Origin of the sequence: Cognaticolwellia aestuarii, from assembly GCF_002000025.1 — a bacterium.
GTDB classification, from domain to species: domain Bacteria; phylum Pseudomonadota; class Gammaproteobacteria; order Enterobacterales; family Alteromonadaceae; genus Cognaticolwellia; species Cognaticolwellia aestuarii.
This window is the reverse complement of the sequence record NZ_MUZV01000008.1, coordinates 133,476-150,552: the sequence shown is the minus strand read 5'-3', so window position 1 is coordinate 150,552 and position 17,077 is coordinate 133,476. Positions and strand designations below refer to the sequence as shown.

At 38.5% G+C, this 17,077-nt stretch carries 18 protein-coding genes; 8 read left to right on the top strand and 10 right to left on the bottom strand.

Translation table 11 applies throughout. From position 1 onward, the window contains the following. Positions 1-87 precede the first annotated feature (87 nt). Complete coding sequence (locus B0169_RS13585) at positions 88-1,884, bottom strand: acyl-CoA dehydrogenase C-terminal domain-containing protein (RefSeq protein ID WP_077286639.1); 1,797 nt, start codon at positions 1,882-1,884, stop codon at positions 88-90. 561 nt (positions 1,885-2,445) lie between these two features. Between B0169_RS13585 and B0169_RS13580 the strand changes: the two genes are divergently transcribed. From B0169_RS13580 to B0169_RS13545, 8 genes are all read left to right on the top strand, one after another. Next, a complete protein-coding gene (locus tag B0169_RS13580; RefSeq protein WP_077286637.1) occupies positions 2,446-4,899 on the top strand; it encodes a TonB-dependent receptor in 2,454 nt (817 codons plus the stop codon). 133 nt (positions 4,900-5,032) lie between these two features. After that, positions 5,033-5,692 carry a nitroreductase gene (locus B0169_RS13575; RefSeq protein WP_077286635.1) on the top strand — a complete coding sequence of 220 codons (660 nt, stop codon included), beginning with the start codon at positions 5,033-5,035 and terminating at the stop codon, positions 5,690-5,692. A gap of 30 nt (positions 5,693-5,722) precedes the next feature. Then, on the top strand, positions 5,723-6,838 hold the full coding sequence (locus B0169_RS13570) for a DUF2855 family protein (RefSeq protein ID WP_077286633.1): 1,116 nt from the start codon (positions 5,723-5,725) through the stop codon (positions 6,836-6,838). Between the two features lie 281 nt (positions 6,839-7,119). After that, positions 7,120-8,046: a bile acid:sodium symporter family protein gene (locus B0169_RS13565; RefSeq protein ID WP_077286631.1), complete on the top strand. Its 927-nt coding sequence runs from the start codon at positions 7,120-7,122 to the stop codon at positions 8,044-8,046. A 125-nt stretch (positions 8,047-8,171) separates the two neighbouring features. Continuing rightward, positions 8,172-8,780, top strand: coding sequence for a glutathione S-transferase family protein (locus B0169_RS13560; RefSeq protein WP_077286629.1), 609 nt, complete (start codon positions 8,172-8,174; stop codon positions 8,778-8,780). A gap of 107 nt (positions 8,781-8,887) precedes the next feature. Further along, positions 8,888-9,580, top strand: a complete 693-nt coding sequence (locus tag B0169_RS13555; RefSeq protein ID WP_077286627.1) for a crotonase/enoyl-CoA hydratase family protein — start codon at positions 8,888-8,890, stop codon at positions 9,578-9,580. A gap of 122 nt (positions 9,581-9,702) precedes the next feature. Continuing rightward, positions 9,703-10,593, top strand: coding sequence for an alpha/beta hydrolase (locus tag B0169_RS13550; protein WP_077286625.1), 891 nt, complete (start codon positions 9,703-9,705; stop codon positions 10,591-10,593). Between the two features lie 110 nt (positions 10,594-10,703). Continuing rightward, positions 10,704-11,102: a YkgJ family cysteine cluster protein gene (locus B0169_RS13545; RefSeq protein ID WP_077286623.1), complete on the top strand. Its 399-nt coding sequence runs from the start codon at positions 10,704-10,706 to the stop codon at positions 11,100-11,102. 52 nt (positions 11,103-11,154) lie between these two features. Here B0169_RS13545 and minE read toward each other — a convergent pair whose 3' ends face one another. The 9 genes from minE to B0169_RS13495 all read right to left on the bottom strand — a co-directional run bounded on the left by minE (position 11,155) and on the right by B0169_RS13495 (position 16,848). Next, positions 11,155-11,436, bottom strand: coding sequence for a cell division topological specificity factor MinE (gene minE / locus B0169_RS13540; RefSeq protein WP_077286621.1), 282 nt, complete (start codon positions 11,434-11,436; stop codon positions 11,155-11,157). Position 11,437: 1 nt separating this feature from the next. Further along, positions 11,438-12,247, bottom strand: a complete 810-nt coding sequence (minD, locus tag B0169_RS13535) for a septum site-determining protein MinD (protein ID WP_077286619.1) — start codon at positions 12,245-12,247, stop codon at positions 11,438-11,440. A gap of 28 nt (positions 12,248-12,275) precedes the next feature. Next, a complete protein-coding gene (gene minC, locus B0169_RS13530; protein WP_077286617.1) occupies positions 12,276-13,010 on the bottom strand; it encodes a septum site-determining protein MinC in 735 nt (244 codons plus the stop codon). A gap of 83 nt (positions 13,011-13,093) precedes the next feature. Further along, positions 13,094-13,375, bottom strand: a complete 282-nt coding sequence (locus B0169_RS13525; RefSeq protein ID WP_077286615.1) for a cell division protein ZapA — start codon at positions 13,373-13,375, stop codon at positions 13,094-13,096. Further along, positions 13,375-13,605, bottom strand: coding sequence for a cell division protein ZapB (zapB, locus tag B0169_RS13520; protein WP_077286614.1), 231 nt, complete (start codon positions 13,603-13,605; stop codon positions 13,375-13,377). Before zapB ends, B0169_RS13525 begins: the two co-directional genes overlap by 1 nt. A 223-nt stretch (positions 13,606-13,828) precedes the next feature. Beyond that, positions 13,829-14,248: a BLUF domain-containing protein gene (locus tag B0169_RS13515; RefSeq protein ID WP_143323548.1), complete on the bottom strand. Its 420-nt coding sequence runs from the start codon at positions 14,246-14,248 to the stop codon at positions 13,829-13,831. A 966-nt stretch (positions 14,249-15,214) separates the two neighbouring features. Continuing rightward, on the bottom strand, positions 15,215-15,619 hold the full coding sequence (locus tag B0169_RS13505) for a VanZ family protein (protein ID WP_235838571.1): 405 nt from the start codon (positions 15,617-15,619) through the stop codon (positions 15,215-15,217). Between the two features lie 150 nt (positions 15,620-15,769). Further along, a complete protein-coding gene (locus B0169_RS13500) occupies positions 15,770-16,087 on the bottom strand; it encodes a GIY-YIG nuclease family protein (protein WP_077286608.1) in 318 nt (105 codons plus the stop codon). Positions 16,088-16,188: 101 nt separating this feature from the next. Beyond that, entirely contained in the window at positions 16,189-16,848 is a 660-nt protein-coding gene (locus B0169_RS13495; RefSeq protein WP_077286606.1) for an NADPH-dependent FMN reductase, read from the bottom strand. Between the last annotated feature and the right edge of the window lie 229 nt (positions 16,849-17,077).

Genomic DNA, 17,077 nt, shown 5'->3' with positions numbered 1-17,077 from the left:
TGATAAAAAAGCCCATTACTTATGTAACGGGCTTTTTTTACGGCTTATTTTTATGACTTTAATACTTAGTCAAAATCAGCTATCGAGCTAAAAAACAAAGTCTTCGCTATCTAATGCCATCATCGAATCAACGCCATTGCTTATACAAGCAGCATGACCTTTCGCACGAGGCAACATACGTTGAATGAAAAACTGTGCTGTTTTAATTTTCGCTTGATAGAAAGCAGTATCTTCTGTGCCCTGTGCGAGCTTAGTTTGTGCAACTTTCGCCATTTTCGCCCAGAAGTACGCTAAAGTGACATAACCTGAGAACATTAAGTAATCAACCGATGCACCACCAATTTCATCTGGATTTTTCATCGCTTTAGCGCCAATCATCGTCGTAAGATCATGCCATTCTTTCGCGTAAGCCATGATAGGTTGAATGAACTCAGCCATTTCAGCATTGTCGATATTTTCTTGACAGAAAACGCTTACATCTTTAGCAAAAGGCTTTAATACTTCACCTTGAGTACCGATAATTTTACGCGCAAGTAAATCTAATGCCTGAATACCGGTAGTACCTTCATATAAACAACTAATTTTGGTATCACGCATTAATTGTTCCATGCCCCACTCTTTGATAAAGCCATGACCACCGAAAATTTGCACACCATGGCTGGTACATTCAAAACCTAATTCAGAAAGGAAGGCTTTTGCGATGGGTGTTAATAACGCTAGCTTAGTTTCTGCATCAGCTTTAACCGACGCATCTTTTTCAGCATGACCAATATCAACAAGTTGTGCGAGATATGACACAAGTGCACGACCGCCCTCAGCAATTGATTTCTGTGTTAGCAACATTCTACGTACATCAGGGTGAACAATAATGGGATCAGCTGGTCCATCAGGATTTTTTACACCACTGATCGAACGCATTTGTAAGCGATCTTTAGCATAGGCTAGTGCCCCTTGAAATGACGCTTCAGCAGCGGCAACACCTTCACTTGCTACACCAATACGGGCGGCATTCATAAAGGTAAACATGCATTTAAGACCACGATTAGGTTCACCAATTAAATGGCCTTTAGCGCTATCAAAATTGATCACACATGTCGCATTACCATTGATACCCATTTTATGTTCGATTGAACCACAGTTTACGCCATTTCTATCTGCGATAGTGCCATCATCATTAACATTAAACTTAGGTACAATAAATAAAGAAATGCCTTTGTTACCTTCTGGTGCACCAGGGATACGGGCAATAACAATATGAACAATGTTATCAGACAAATCATGCTCACCAGCGGAGATAAAAATTTTCGTACCCGTTAAAGAGTAACTGCCGTCTTCATTTAATTCTGCTTTGGTGCGCAACATGCCTAAGTCAGTTCCACAATGCGGCTCTGTTAAACACATAGTGCCTGTCCAGTTGCCTTCGACAAGTTTTGGCATAAACTGTTGTTTTTGAGTTACTGTACCGTGCGCTTCAATCGTAGCTAATGCACCATGGCTTAAGCCTGGATACATCGCAAAACTATGATTTGCACTTGAAAATAGCTCAGCAATACTAATATTAAGAGAGTGTGGTAAACCTTGGCCACCAAACTCTTCCGACTGAGATAGTGTCGGCCAACCACCTTCAACATATTGTTGATACGCTTCTTTAAAACCATCGGGTGTAGTTACAACGCCATCGGTCCATGTACAACCTTGTTGATCGCCAATTTGATTTAACGGCGCAACAACTTGTTCGGTTAATTTCGCGGCCTCACCAATAATGGCATCAACCATATCTGTACTTGCATCTTCATAACCTAAATGTTGATAGTGACTTTCACAATCAAGCAACTCTTGCATTACAAACTTTACATCACGAATGGGTGCTTTATATTCAAGCATGTGGTTCTCCAAATAATTATTTCTGGGTAATATGGTCAATTGACTATTTGGATGATTTCTTCACACAAATAACATTGTCTAATACTGCATGCTAAATCACTCACAAGTATTATCCAAATGAATAATACTTATAACCATATATTCAACTTAATTATAAACAACTATTTTAGTTCTCAAAACTATTTTTTAAATAATCAGTAAATAAACATTATTATTCATTTAATCAAGCAATTAATTGCCAACTTAGCGGCTAAATTGTCCTATATCACCGCATTATTCATTTAAAGAATAGTTCTCCATCAAAACAATCGATTGGTTTAATTTAATGACTAGACTTAGCATGAATTGGTGATTAAATGTTCAGTTAAGTATCAGCAGGTTATGCATAAGTAAGGCTTAGTGAGTTTACTGCTTCATGCCCTATTGGTAATAAAACCGCTTTAATTACACAACATTATATACTTACAGGTTAGAAATAAGAACGCTTAAGCGTCAAACATATTCTATAAAAAACAATGTGTTAAATAACATAGTAACTATCAGTTAGTATTGGGGAAAGAAATGAATAATACAGCAAAAACTTTTAAGCAGTCACTGCTAGCGTTTGCCATTATCGGTGCAATCACAGCAACAGCAAGTGCTCAAGAAGCTGAAGCAGAATTAGCGGCAGATAAAGCAGACAAAGATATAGAAAGAATTTTTGTAACCGCATCTAAACGCTTGAAAGGCTTACAAGAGTCACCCGTTGCCGTTACCGTGGTAAATAGTAAAGCAATAGAACAAACTAAAGTTATGGACATGAATGATCTGCAAACACTTGTGCCAACTTTACGAGTAACACCCTTACAACGCTCAGTAAATACTAATTTCGCCATTCGTGGTTTTGGTAACGGTACTAATAATACCGGTATTGAACCATCCGTTGGTGTGTTTGTTGATGGCGTATATCGTTCACGCGCAGCTGCTCAAATTGGTGACTTACCGCGATTGCAACAAATCGAGGTACTCAGTGGCCCACAAAGTACTTTATTTGGTAAAAATGCTTCAGCGGGTGTTATCAATGTTCGTACGATGGCGCCATCATTTGATCTTGAAAGTAAAATTGAATTAGGTATTGCTAATTTTAACCAGCGAACAGTAAAAGGTTATGTAACAAATGGCGTGTCTGATACCTTGGCCTTAAGCTTATCTGGCGGCTTTAATACCCGAGATGGCTATACTGACAGTGTGGTTGGATTAGATGAAATTAACGATCGTGACCGTTGGAATATTCGTGGACAAGCGCTATATGAGCTCACTCAAGATACCACCATCAGAGTCATTGCTGATTATAGTGAAATAGAAGAGGCTTGTTGTACTGTGGCAGACATTATCAATGGTCCAACAACTGGCGCTGTTCAGGCGTTGGGAGGGATTGTTCTTGATGATAGTACACCTTTTGCCTATGAATCTTCATTAAATACAGACCCAACTAATAGTGTTGAAGACGGCGGTGTTTCTGTTCAAGTTGACATAGAATATGAACGTTTTTCTTTTACCTCAATTACCGCGTTTCGTAATAATAAATCTGGTTTTGACAATGATATCGATTACACCTCTTTAGATATTTTAAGTGAAGATGGTCACACCGACATTGATACTTTTACCCAAGAGTTTCGTTTAACCTCAACAGGTATACAACAATTTGAATGGATGGTGGGTGCCTTCATATTTAAAGAAGAAGTCGACACCGGCGACACCCTTAGTTATGGCAATGACATTAGAAGCTACTTTGATGTTTTATTAGCTGCAGGTGGAGCACCAGGTTTACTAGGTGGTATTGAAGGTGCTTATGGCTTAGCACCGGGTACCTTTTTCTCGAGTGAATCAGCAGTAAATTCTGAGTTTACACAAGAAAATGATGCTTATTCATTATTTGCTAACTTTGACTATCATATTTCTGACAACTTAACGGCTATTTTTGGCGTCAGTTATACCAAAGATGAAAAAGAAGTCACTATCACTCAAAACCACAGCGACGTCCTTTCAAGCTTAGATTTAGATACTGAAAACACTGTCTTTGGTGTACCTATTGGCTTTATTCCGCAACTTGCTCCTGCGGTACCAACATTGAAAGGCTTACAGTTTCTACCACCAATGCTAGGTTTACCTAATGCTGTTGAGGAGCATGAATCTGATGACAGTAAAACTACTTGGTCGATGCGCTTAGCTTACGAGCTCAACGAAAATATTAATCTATTTGCATCAGCTGCGACGGGATTTAAAGCAACGTCTTGGAATTTATCGCGTAACGCTACTCCATTTATCAACGATAAATCAGCAATAGAGGCAGCCGGAATTGCCAAACCAAACCAAATTTATGGTGGTCGATATGCATCACCAGAAGAAGCAACAGTTTATGAACTTGGTATGAAAGCACGTTTTAGTCAAGGTGCCTTTAACGTTACGGTATTTGACCAAACCATAGATGGCTTCCAATCATCATTGTTTATCGGCACCGGCTATGTACTTGCCAATGCGGGCAAACAAAGCACTAAAGGTATAGAGTTTGATTCAGTTTATAATCCTAATGACAGCTGGTCTTTCACCCTAGCCGGTACTTTCTTAGACCCTATCTATGATTCTTTTAAAGGTGCATCAGGTTTAGACGGCCCAGTAGATTTATCAGGCGAAAAGCCAGCAGGTATACATGAACAAAGTATTACTGCCGGCATTACCTATAACTTCGAATTTGATAATGGCGCCTATGGTTACGCACGTACCGATTACCTTTATGAGAGTAAAGTACATATTGCAGAAAATGTGCCTGAATCAATCACACGTGAAGTTGGTACTTTTAATGCCAGTGCTGGAGTTAACTTTAATAATGGTCTCGGCCTACAAGTTTGGGTGCGTAACTTAAATAACGATGAATATTTCTTATCGTCATTTCCGCCACCAATTCAGGCCGGTAGTTTTAACGGTTACCCGAATCAACCACGTACTTTCGGTGCCACGCTAACCTACGAGTTTTAAGTTATCACTCAGCTGAATTGGCAACAACACACGTTATTATTTTTGCTGTTGTCAATTCAGGCATGGTCTTTATAAACCAATGTAATTCAACCTTTAACCCCTACTAATCATCAATAATTTAAGAGTCCTTGATATGCCTATTGAATCAATTTTAAAAGCTCGTCACTCAGTTCGTGCTTTTCTCGATAAGCCTGTAGCAACAGAAACATTACAGCGTATTTTTGAAAATGCTCAACTTTCCCCTTCAAACTGTAATGTCCAACCTTGGCAAGCATGTGTAGTTTCAGGACAAACTAAAACAGATCTGACAACAAAATTTATCGAAATACTGATGAGTGGAGCTGCGCCCAACCCAGACTTCAATTGGGCAGCACAATACACAGGTATTCATCGAGAACGACAGTTTGGCTCAGCCAATGCACTTTATAGCACTGTAGGTATCGCAAGAGAAGACAAAAAAGCACGGCAAATGGCGATGGTGCGCAATTGGCAATTCTTTGATGCTCCTCATGCCGTTTTTTTCACTATGGACAAGTATTTAGACATCATGGGTGCTGTTGATTTAGGTATTTATGCTCAAACCCTTTCACTGATAATGGCAGAGCATGGTATTTCGAATTGTATGCAAGGTGCGTTAGGTCAATTCCCCGATCCCGTTCGAGAGCTTTTAAACTTACCTGAAGATCGCGGTATTTTGTTTGGTATGTCTTTTGGTTACGCCGATGAAAGTGCGCCAGTAAATAATACCAGAACAGAGCGTGAAGCACTGAACAAGGCCGTTACGTTTTATTAATTCACCTTACCCTATTATATAGAGATTCTGATGACCACGATTAATGTAAACACATTTGAAGTAAATAAGTCTTCATTGGCCAATAGCCGATATATCACCACAGAAATGACAACAAGCCTCGCTGAAAATGAAGTTATTTTACAAGTAGATAAATTCGCCCTGACCGCAAATAACATTAGTTACGGTGTTACCGGCGAGAGTTTAGGCTACTGGAATTTTTTTCCTGCTACACAAGGTTGGGGTCGTATTCCTGCTATGGGGTACTCAGAAGTGATCGCCTCTGCTTGTGAAAATATCCGCGTTGGAGAACGTGTTTGGGGCTTCGTTCCCATGGCAAGCCACGTAAAAATTATTGCTGGCAATGTCACTGATACTACCTTCTCAGATATCAGTGATAACCGCTTAGGCTTATCACCTGTCTATGCTGCTTTTGAACGGGTTGCTAAAAACCCTTTCTATAAAAAAGATAATGAAGATTTTGATCTGCTAGTACGGGGATTATTCACCACATCATGGCTCATTGAAGATTTTATGTTTGATCAAGATTACTTTGGCGCAAAGCAATACTTGATAACCAGTGCCTCAAGTAAAACCAGTATTGCATTGGCCTTTGCAATTAAGGCGCGCGGTGGAAAATCCGCCATTGCTATTACCTCAAACAGTAATAGAAAATTTGTTCAAGGCCTTGGCTGTTACGATCAGGTAGTCAGTTATGATGAAGTTGCCAAGCTTGATAACAACATCTCAAGTATTTTAGTTGATATGGCAGGTAGCCAAAGCACATTAGTCGCCATACACACCCATTTTGCTGAGCAACTGCGCTACTCATGCCGTGTTGGCGCTACCCATCACGACGACCTTGTAACCAATGAATTAAGTCACAAAAGTGCGCTGCCAGGTGTTGAGCCTATCTTTTTCTTTGCACCAACACAGTTAAAGAAGCGAATAAATGAGTGGGGAACAGCAAAAACCATGAGCAAAATATTCTTATCTCTGCACGATTATATTGAGTTTTGCCGCACTATCATGAGCGTTAAACATTCGACAGGTGAGCAGGCTATACAGACAATTTATCAAGAGGTTTTATCTGGTAAGGCAGATGCATCTGTTGGCCAGGTAATTTCATTGAATACCCTAACCACCTGAAAATGCAGGATTGTGCAAGCTGAAACTGCATTTACAAGTGGCTTGGGTATAAATCGTAATGTTTCGACCACTAGCACTGACTTGCACTCTTGCCCTAACGTTTTAAGTAACCGTACTTTAAGCGATATCCTAAACACTTTAAGGCGAAAATTTTCAACTAAAAGTATCATGGATATGCAGAGTAACTGAGCGAACAATAAGCAATAAAAATACTATGGTAGTGTTTAAAAAATTATAAAAGCTTAATGAATTATTAAGTTAAATGTCTAGACGAGGTAGTTATGGAAGGTACTGAATTAGTTACATTTGTAAACACACAGATTATCCCACTTTGCATATTTTTAATTATGATGGGCATGGGGTTATCATTAGTGCCAGACGACTTTAAGCGCATAGCAAAGTCGCCTAAAGCCGTTTCTATCGGCTTAGTTAATCAATTAGTTTGTTTGCCAATGATTGGGTTTGCCTTAGCAACCATCATGCCTTTGGAGCCTGAATATGCCGTTGGTGTAATGCTATTGGTTATGTGTCCAGGCGGCACTACCTCAAATATGTTTAGCCACCTAGCAAAAGGTGACGTAGCGCTGTCAGTTACCATGACCGCAATCTCCAGCATTATCACCGTATTTACCATTCCGGTGTTGCTAAATTTTTCATTAAATCATTTCATGGGTCAAGGTAATGAATTCCAGTTACCCATTCTAGCAACCATGTTCAGCTTAATGAAACTGACTATTATTCCTATTGCTATCGGCATGATAATTAAAGCGTATGCACCTAAGCTTGCAGCTAGCTCTCAAGTACATGTATCCAAATTTGGTATTTTATTTTTGACACTATTGATTATATTTTTAACCTATATACAACAAGATATTGTCATTCCTGCGCTTATTGCTACTGGTCCGGTGTCATTAATATTGAATATATCAACCATGGCACTAGGATATTACTCAAGTAAATGGTTAAAATTGACCTCAGCACAAACAACATCCATAACCATTGAAGTCGGTTTACAAAATAGTACTTTATCAATGTTTATGGCGTTAACCTTATTGGCTAATTATAAAATGTCGTTTACGCCCGCTATCTATACCCTCATTATGTTATTTACCGCGGGTATATTAGTAAAAATATTACACCTTAAATTTCGTTCAACGGCCAATAGCGTTAATGATATTACGTTAGCTGTTGAACAATCTAAAAAATAAGACACAATTGAGCAATGATAAAAAGCAAATATTGCTTGGCTTCACTTAACTTGGTTAGCATGTTTGTGCAACATTCATGCACCACTAAAGCACTCAATTGATATAATCACAGGAAATACTATTTTATGATCACCGTTCACCATTTAAATAAATCTCGTTCCAAGCGCGTTATTTGGCTACTTGAAGAGCTCGATATGCCTTACACGCTCGTGAAACATCAGCGTGACCCAAACACGAATTTAGCGCCTGAGAGCTTAAAAGCGGTTCATCCCTTAGCGAAAGCACCAATCATTGTTGATGATAATGTAACCTTGTGTGAGTCTGGCGCAATTATGGAATATATTCTTAACAAAAGTTGTACAGAACAATTAAGGCCAATTCAAAATACCCAAGAATATTATCAATATTTAGAGTGGTTACACTTTGCTGAAGGTTCACTAGCCTTGCCTGTTATTTCTACTTTATTGATGGGCATGGAAAAGCGTTCAGGTGCATCACCGCTCGATCATTACATCGCAAAAGAAATAGCCTTAGACTTTACTTATATTGATAACACGTTAAGTAAGCAAACTTATTTCGCCGGCGACAATTTTACCGCCGCTGATATTATGATGACCATCATTTTAGAAATCGCCGGTACTTTGCAGCTAATCGACAACAAAGCGCACATTGAACGTTACCTTGAAACGGTTCAGCAAAGACCTGCCTATCAATTAGCCACCAGCCAAGGATAAAACTATTTTATATAATACCAAGCACAGCAAATGCGTAATCTGTTTGGTATTATGGTTAAATCCCTGTATAAACAACAATAAATATTGAATGACTCAAAGGTAAGAAAATGGAAATGATCAACGTAGCAATTGAAAACAACGTGCATGTAATTACGCTAAATAATGGCAAAGTCAACGCCATATCACCGCAAGTTATCAGCGAAATAAATACCGCTTTAGATCACGCTGAACAAGAAAAAGCAATTGTAATTTTAACCGGTCAAGCGGGAATATTCTCTGGCGGATTCGATCTAAAAACCATGAAATCAAGCCCTGAAGATGCTATAGGTTTAGTGACACTTGGCTCGCAACTTGCGCGTAGAATGTTAGCTTTTCCAACCCCTATTATTGGTGCTTGTTCAGGCCATGCTATCGCTAAAGGCGCATTTTTAATGCTCAGTTGTGATTATCGTATTGGTTGTGCCGGTAATTTTAAAATTGGCTTAAATGAAGTTGCTATAGGTATGACAATGCATAACGCCGGTATTGAAATCGCACGTAACCGCCTTCCTATTAATTACTTAACACGTGCAGTGATCAACGCTGAACTTTTCTCTCCAGAAGCGGCTACTGTGGCAGGTTTTCTTGATGTAGTCGTTGAAGAAGAGCAATTAATGGCTACAGCACAAGCGGTAGCCAAACAAATGCAAACGCTAAATATGACAGCACATCACGGTACAAAATTAAAAGAGCGAGCTGAAATATTAGCCTCGTTAGATGCCGCTATTGAAATCGATAAGAAAAGTATCATCGCTTTATAACGGTGTTTTATTGCCGCAGCCATACATGGGCTAACGGCAATTACTATACGAGTGTAGCGCAAAATAAAATATCCAAAAAACAGTGCGCTACACTCGCTTTTTGTCACCTAAAAGGTCTCATAATGATCAAAAAAATAATAATATCAATCATTGTGCTCACCACCCTTGCCTATGTTGGCAGTGCGTGGTTCTTTTCCTCGAAAATATTACACTTAGGACTTACCGAGTGCAGTGTTGAACACTTTGTATTTTGCGGCGATCCAAGTACACAAGACATTCCCTTTGAAGACGTCAGCTTTAAAACCATTGACGGTTTCACTATTCCTGCCTGGTTTATGCCTGTTGACAATGCTAAGCAGGTAATACTATTAGTGCACGGCAGAACAGCTAGTCGTCATGAGGGCATGCGCTATGCAAAAAGCCTTATTGATGCCGGCTACAGCGTTTTAGCCATCGATTTACGTCATCCTCGTCAAAACCCCAATATTTTGTCGACCATGGGCTATCACGAACAGAAAGATGTTATTGTCGCACTCGACTATTTAACATCGGTAAAAGGTTTCGACTCGATTGGTGTTATGGGGTTTTCAATGGGCGCAGCAACAAGCATGATAGTCATGGCTAAAGACCCTCGCATAAAGGTTGGTGTTTTTAGTGGGGGCTACGCCAATTCAATGGACGTACTTGCCGAACAAGCCGCCATGATATATGGCCTACCTCGATATCCATTAATGCCATTAGTTGAGTTATTGTTTCAATGGCGCGGTGATTTAAATACCGACGAAACTCATCCAGAAAACTATATTGCTGACATATCGCCGCGACCTATTTATCTTATGCACGGTACTGCTGATACCACGGTTGGTTTTCATCATGGCGAGCGTTTATTTGCCGCGGCAAAGCAGCCAAAACAATTTTGGCAAGCGCAAGGTGGCGCTCATACCCGACTTTGGCAATTTGATAAAACTAAAGCAGAAACCAGTGTGGTCGCCTTCTTTAAGCAATACCTTTGATAAAATAATCCCAACTTCGATAGATAGGCTAGAGATAGCTTATTCTCTAGCTTGCTTTTAGCCCCGAGCGTATGTGAGTATAGCGATAACTTTATCAACATAAGGCAAGCATGAAAGATTGTAATCAATGTGGAAAATGCTGCATCAAATATGGTGATGGTGACCTTTCGGCGACGCAAGATGAAATTAATCTTTGGGAAATATTTAACCCTGATATTTTCGAATACGTTAAACATAATGAAATTTGGTTTGACCCTCAGTCTGGCATTAAGCTTAATCGTTGTCCTTTTCTCAATATTGCAGCGAAAAAAAGCCCTAATGAAGCAGATAAATATACCTGTAGTATTTATTTAGATCGACCTGAGGATTGTCGTCATTATCCGAGTTTGATCAGCGAAATGGTCAGAGATGGCTGTGAAATGGTTGAAATAACTGACTTACAACAGCCGAAAAAAGCACAAGCTAAACTAGATATATTGATGCAAGATAGTCGCCCTTCGCACTTTTGAGCACATTAAATAAAAATAGCGTCTATCACGACGCTATTTTCAATATAAAGATTTAGTCAGTCGAAGTAGGCTCATCATGCAATTCAATATTTAGCTCTAATACGTTTAAATCGCCATCTTTATTATCTAGGTTTATCGAAAAGCTTTCATCAGAAACATGAATATACTTACGTAGTACCACTAAAATATCTTCGGTCAATTGCGGTAAATAATCTGGCTGTTTATTTCTATTATTACGCTCATGAGCCACAATAATTTGTAAGCGCTCTTTTGCCTTAGAGGCCGTAGTTACTTGCTTTTCTTTTTTACGTAAAAAATAATCCAATAGTGCCATGTTATCCTCCAAACATACGACTGAAAATGCCTTTTTTCTCGGCAGTTAAAAACCTAAATTCAACAGTGTCACCTAACAAGCGATCAACAACATCTTGATACGCTTTACCAGCATCACTTTCAGTATCTAAAATGACTGGCTCACCGGCATTTGATGCTTTAAGCACCGCTTGTGATTCTGGGATGACACCTAATAGCGGAATAGAAAGAATATCTTTAACATCCTCAACACTGAGCATTTCGCCCTCTTCTACGCGCTTAGGTGAATAGCGAGTTAATAGCAAATGTTCTTTGATAGGCTCTAAGCCCTGTTCAGCTCTTCGTGAACGACTTGCTAACATACCTAAAATACGATCTGAATCTCGAACTGACGATACCTCAGGGTTAGTTGTCACTATCGCTTCATCTGCATAATACAATGCCATCATGGCACCAGCTTCAATACCCGCAGGAGAGTCGCAGATGATATAATCATAGGTTTTACCAAGCTCTTCTAATACCTTGCCAACATTTTCTTTATTTAATGCATCTTTATCACGTGTTTGAGATGCAGGTAATATCGACAAACTGCTAACACGCTTATCTTTAATTAACGCTTGATTTAACGTTGCCTCTCCATTTATAACATTAACAAAATCATAAACAACACGGCGCTCACAGCCCATAATTAAGTCTAGGTTTCGTAAACCTATATCAAAATCAATTAAGACCACTTTATGGCCTTTTAATGCTAAACCAAGACCAATGGCAGCACTTGATGTGGTTTTACCAACACCACCCTTGCCAGATGTAACAACTATTATCCGTGCCATAGACCGAATATCCTTTATAAGTTAAGTATTAAATAAGTTTTGACGACGTAAGTTCGCTGTCTGTTAGTTGTATATAGGCGGGTGAACCCCAATCTTTTTCCATTGATTCACTCAACCAATAATTACCATTGATAGACACTAATTCCGCCTCAAGGCTTTGACAATATATTTGTGCCTTATGATGCCCTTTTGCGCCGGCTATTGCACGCCCACGTAGTGCACCATATACATGAATGTTACCATCGGCAATAACTTCTGCTCCAGCAGATACTGAACCAATAATCACCAAATTTTGTTCTTTAGCATACACTTGTTGGCCTGAGCGTATCTGACCGCGGTGTATTTTATCGGTATATAGTTGTGAAGCTACAGGAGTAACTGTGTTTTCAACTTGTTCTTCAGGTGGCTGTTCCACTGTTGCAGGCGCTGCGGCAGCCGTTTTTTCAACAACTTTTGCTTTTGCCGTATTCACAAATGAAAAACCAAGTTCACGAACCAAGTTACGTTGCTCTTTAGAAATTGAGCCGGTAAAACCAACAAAAGTAAAGTTAAATTCGGTAAGTAATGTTTTTATTGCTTGATAGTCAAGATCTAAAGCGATTTTCTCGATATTAACGACTACAGGAACGAGATAGAAGAAATCAGGCGCTTGCGCTACTTTTTTTACTAAATCAGCGCGAATATCAGCTAAAACGGAGGTTTTCAAATGTATTACAGATAGGGTGAAACTTGTACCTTTAAATTCAATACTGGCATCAGCCATAATAAAGTTTTTCCTAAATAAAACAATTCTATATCAATATTGCCAGTAATAAATACGACTGGCAATACTAAAAAGTACTATATTTATAGAGCGTTTTTTAATGTCGAGATCAACGTATCTTGCTTATGTTGATAACGCTCTATTTTGTTGTTTGCCATTAATAATGAATAACTTAAATTAATTGACGCAACGAGTAAAGCACGTTCGCTACTCACAACACCGGTATTTTTTTTTATATCGTCACACATAGCAGCGAGTTTGTTTGCTGCTTGCTTTAAATCCTCTTCATCTTCACTTGAACAGGTAAACTGGTGTTGTTTACCCATAATTTGAATGCTGATGCTTTTAGAGTCTTCAGCGAGCATTAATTTACCTCATCTGCACTTTGTAATTTACCTAGCAGGTTAGTTAAAGTTTCATTGGTTTGATTACGTTTTTCTTCACCTTCAAGTATTTCAAGCTGTAACATTTCATTTTCGTCAGCAAGCGTAGACTTTTCTTGTTCTAGCTCGACTATTTTGCTTTTTAGTTGATTGTTTTTTTCAATAATGTCTTCGATCAGTTGTTCGAGTTGTGGGAGAGTGTTTTCTAACATAAGGCGCTCTGGTTAACTGTAAATTTAAGGCGGCAAATTTAATCTAAAGTGAGGAAGAATGCTACTGTTAACCGCTATTATCTGCTTAAATTATGTAACAAATAGCAACGTTAGCTAAAATTAAAGAAATATGCTTAAAAAACATACGTTAAATCCACTTATTTCACCAAAAACTTACCGGTTCAGCTCGGCCGATAAAACAGTTTTTGTGCGCTGATATCGCTTAAAAATTGTCACGTAAGTCAATAAAGGTTTTCATACCGCGATTGGGGCTATTTTTAATCATGTGAATGGGTGATATATTTTTATCATGGCCTTCATACCCTGAGGTAATGGCACTGATCAATTTATCATCGAGTAACTTAAATGCCATTGACCAATCAGTGAACGATCTATGTTCAATTTCGCCCTGATAAAAAACATCGACACTTTTATGGCGATCATCTTCGAATATAGTTTGAAATAAAGCTTCAACCTCACCACGATTGCCCTCTAAAATCTGCATAATTTCTCGGTTGTGATAAATTAACATCCCTGTGATACCGTGTTGTTTGTTTTTTGAACGTGATTTTTCCAGTAAATCAACTAACTCTTGCTCTGAAAAGCCTGCTGGCACAACACTGGTATAAAGTAATTCAAACATCGTAACTAAGCTCCTGTTTTTGTTTTCCATCGTATTTATCAATAATGTCTAATATCATGCATGCTGTATTTGTAGTATATATATTAACGATTATTAAACTTGTTAACTCTGCTAACAATTATATTACTTATACAGGTGTTTTTTTCTATAACCATAACGCTGCAGCCTAAAGCTAACAAAATATGAAATCAAGACGAGCGGTAGCGTGATCACAAATACCAACAATAAATAAAAACTGATACTTTTAAAATTCATATTTAGTAAATTCATCCCGGTATCAATAAATAACATATAAATAAAAGCCGATAGCGAAATTACACCAAAGCGTTGGTAAAATAGAAGTTGTCGGTGATATTTAAAGCTTATAAATTGCATACAGGCACAAATCAACGCTAACTTTGTTGCTGAAATTACATGATGGTAATGATAAGAGCCTGTGAATAATGTAAAGCCGATAGCCACAAGAGTATTAATACAAGTTACCCAGTAAAGAATATGCCAAACCAATACATTTTTATCCTGCTTATCCATAATATTGTTTTATATGTCCTTTAGATAATGTGCAGCAGAGCGTATATACCCAAACCACTTGAAAATGCAGTTTCCGCGTTAAGCTAGGAAATCAGCGCAAGGTACAGCACGCAGATAATCGTTATTCTCGATAATAGCGCCTGCATTACCCTAATGCCCCACATCCCTGTGGGAACCTTATCAAGTGCTGCACTGATTTTCTAGCTTAGCTCCCACAGGGCAAGGCGATAAAGGGTCAACTTTGGCGTTATTGATTTCGGCAATCGAGCAACCATTCCATTTAATCAATGCCTTGGTGCTACCCCTTTTTCCTATTAAAGTGTTAGTCTCAACATCATGGTTCATTCATTACGCGGAGTATTTCACAATGTTTAAAAACAATGGTTAAAAATTATTAAGCGCTAACTTGACTGAATCAGACGCTAAAATGACCTGCTAAACACTTCTACTGATAAATTTAGTGATCAGGTTAAACAGCAAAATACCAACAACATCAGCAAGTAAATCTGTTGCATCTAGTGTTCTATTGGGTATGAAATATTGACTTAACTCTTCAAGTACAGCGAACAATAAAACCACGCTTGAACCAACATATACCTTTAATGACGCTAAGTTAAAGAAAACTAAATTAAATGATTTAAGCTTAAAAACAAAATTAAACCCTAAAGTCAGTAAGCCAAACAAACAGAAATGACCTAATTTGTCACCATAAGGAATACTTGCCACCAAGTTAAAAAAAACACTACTTTGGCCGGTATTCGCTAAATATATTATCCAAACAATAAAGCCTAAAAAAGCGACAGATAGCAAAGATATTAGCTTGTAGATAGTAAAAAACATGATTAAACCCTGAAGTCATTTTTAAGCAACTGATAATAATTCTATTAAATCGATGTAAGTGCCGTAACATGGAGTTAAGTTAAATTAAATGCAATTGTGTTTAATTTTTAATCGGTGCATTGTCACTGCGGTTACGCTATCACCATACGGTTATAACAATTGATGTTGAGGTTGATATTTTTCAATCCAATCTTTTGCTAAAGCTGCTGCTACTTTTTGGTTTTCAGTAATAAACCAACGATAAGACACCACATTTTCTGCCGTTATATTTCCGACATGTTCAGCTAAGACAAGCTGCAAATCATCGCCACGTGCAGAGCCGACATATAGCACGTCACTGTGCTCATTTAATAGCACAAAAACACCTGGTGCTATTGGAGCTTGCTCAACCTTTTCGGGAAAATCAAAAGCGTAAGTAGATTGTCTAGACACGCGAGCGTCTTTTTTATCTTTATGGCTAAATCTCATGGTAACCTCTGAAAAATAATCAGAGATTACCATATAACATCCGGTAAGTAAGAAACCAAATCATGCCGGTTTAAAAAAGATAAATAATCAACTTCGTCATTTTATGAGGTATTTCGCTCTGAGGGATCAGTTTTAAAATCACCAATGAACTGATGCGGATCCACTTGTGCGTGTTGCTCTCTCGCAGCTTGTGCCCACCACATCAATTGATTGATAGTTCGACCAAAATAGCTAAACCAAGCCGCTTGATCTACCCCAACTTGCACAGTGCCATCCTCAGTGAATACTGCTTGCGCTTTTGGCACATGTATCATTGCTGAAACGGGTAAACACCCTAGTTCTGACAAATAACTACGCATGCCTACTGCTGCACGCATACCGCCCCATTGCCCTGCAGAATAAGTAACAATTGCACTTGGTTTGTAGGAAAACAAAGAGCTACCAAAATGATTTAATAGATTAGCCAATGCAGGGCTCATCGCATGATTGTATTCTGGACTCACCATAATATAACCATCGGCACTCGCTATTATTTGCGCTAAATTATTCAGCTCAGCAGGTGCTTTATTTTTGGCGTAAGCAAAGTGAGGCTTAAAAACAGCGTCAAGTGGATAATCTAAAACATCTATCAAAGTAATATCATGCGTTTCATACTGGCTTTTCAACAAAGTAAGCAGCGCCTCAACAACACGAACACCCAAACGTGCTGGTGCAGGCGGTGTGCTGTTACGTGCCGTACCCAAAAAAATTAAAAACTTCATATTAACCTCGCTCTGTTATTCGCTATAAAAACCACAAAACATTATTAGCAACGAGTCTACAGTATAAATTCATCAAGGGTTACTATCAAAGCTGTCGCCAACAGCATAAAGCCCTACTTCGTGAGTTTTGATGGCCCACTCTTAGTAAGCCTCTAATTTAGGATAAATAAAGTTATTTTCAGACTGTTTAAGTTTTGTCGTCAGCGTTTTTATTTGTAGGTGATTAGCG

Coding starts and splice junctions, on each gene's coding strand:
- B0169_RS13585 (WP_077286639.1), bottom strand. CDS start 1,884: ATGCTTGAATATAAAGCACCCATTCGTGATGTAAAGTTTGTAATGCAA.
- B0169_RS13580 (WP_077286637.1), top strand. CDS start 2,446: ATGAATAATACAGCAAAAACTTTTAAGCAGTCACTGCTAGCGTTTGCC.
- B0169_RS13575 (WP_077286635.1), top strand. CDS start 5,033: ATGCCTATTGAATCAATTTTAAAAGCTCGTCACTCAGTTCGTGCTTTT.
- B0169_RS13570 (WP_077286633.1), top strand. CDS start 5,723: ATGACCACGATTAATGTAAACACATTTGAAGTAAATAAGTCTTCATTG.
- B0169_RS13565 (WP_077286631.1), top strand. CDS start 7,120: ATGGAAGGTACTGAATTAGTTACATTTGTAAACACACAGATTATCCCA.
- B0169_RS13560 (WP_077286629.1), top strand. CDS start 8,172: ATGATCACCGTTCACCATTTAAATAAATCTCGTTCCAAGCGCGTTATT.
- B0169_RS13555 (WP_077286627.1), top strand. CDS start 8,888: ATGGAAATGATCAACGTAGCAATTGAAAACAACGTGCATGTAATTACG.
- B0169_RS13550 (WP_077286625.1), top strand. CDS start 9,703: ATGATCAAAAAAATAATAATATCAATCATTGTGCTCACCACCCTTGCC.
- B0169_RS13545 (WP_077286623.1), top strand. CDS start 10,704: ATGAAAGATTGTAATCAATGTGGAAAATGCTGCATCAAATATGGTGAT.
- minE (WP_077286621.1), bottom strand. CDS start 11,436: ATGGCACTATTGGATTATTTTTTACGTAAAAAAGAAAAGCAAGTAACT.
- minD (WP_077286619.1), bottom strand. CDS start 12,247: ATGGCACGGATAATAGTTGTTACATCTGGCAAGGGTGGTGTTGGTAAA.
- minC (WP_077286617.1), bottom strand. CDS start 13,010: ATGGCTGATGCCAGTATTGAATTTAAAGGTACAAGTTTCACCCTATCT.
- B0169_RS13525 (WP_077286615.1), bottom strand. CDS start 13,375: ATGCTCGCTGAAGACTCTAAAAGCATCAGCATTCAAATTATGGGTAAA.
- zapB (WP_077286614.1), bottom strand. CDS start 13,605: ATGTTAGAAAACACTCTCCCACAACTCGAACAACTGATCGAAGACATT.
- B0169_RS13515 (WP_143323548.1), bottom strand. CDS start 14,248: ATGTTTGAATTACTTTATACCAGTGTTGTGCCAGCAGGCTTTTCAGAG.
- B0169_RS13505 (WP_235838571.1), bottom strand. CDS start 15,619: ATGTTTTTTACTATCTACAAGCTAATATCTTTGCTATCTGTCGCTTTT.
- B0169_RS13500 (WP_077286608.1), bottom strand. CDS start 16,087: ATGAGATTTAGCCATAAAGATAAAAAAGACGCTCGCGTGTCTAGACAA.
- B0169_RS13495 (WP_077286606.1), bottom strand. CDS start 16,848: ATGAAGTTTTTAATTTTTTTGGGTACGGCACGTAACAGCACACCGCCT.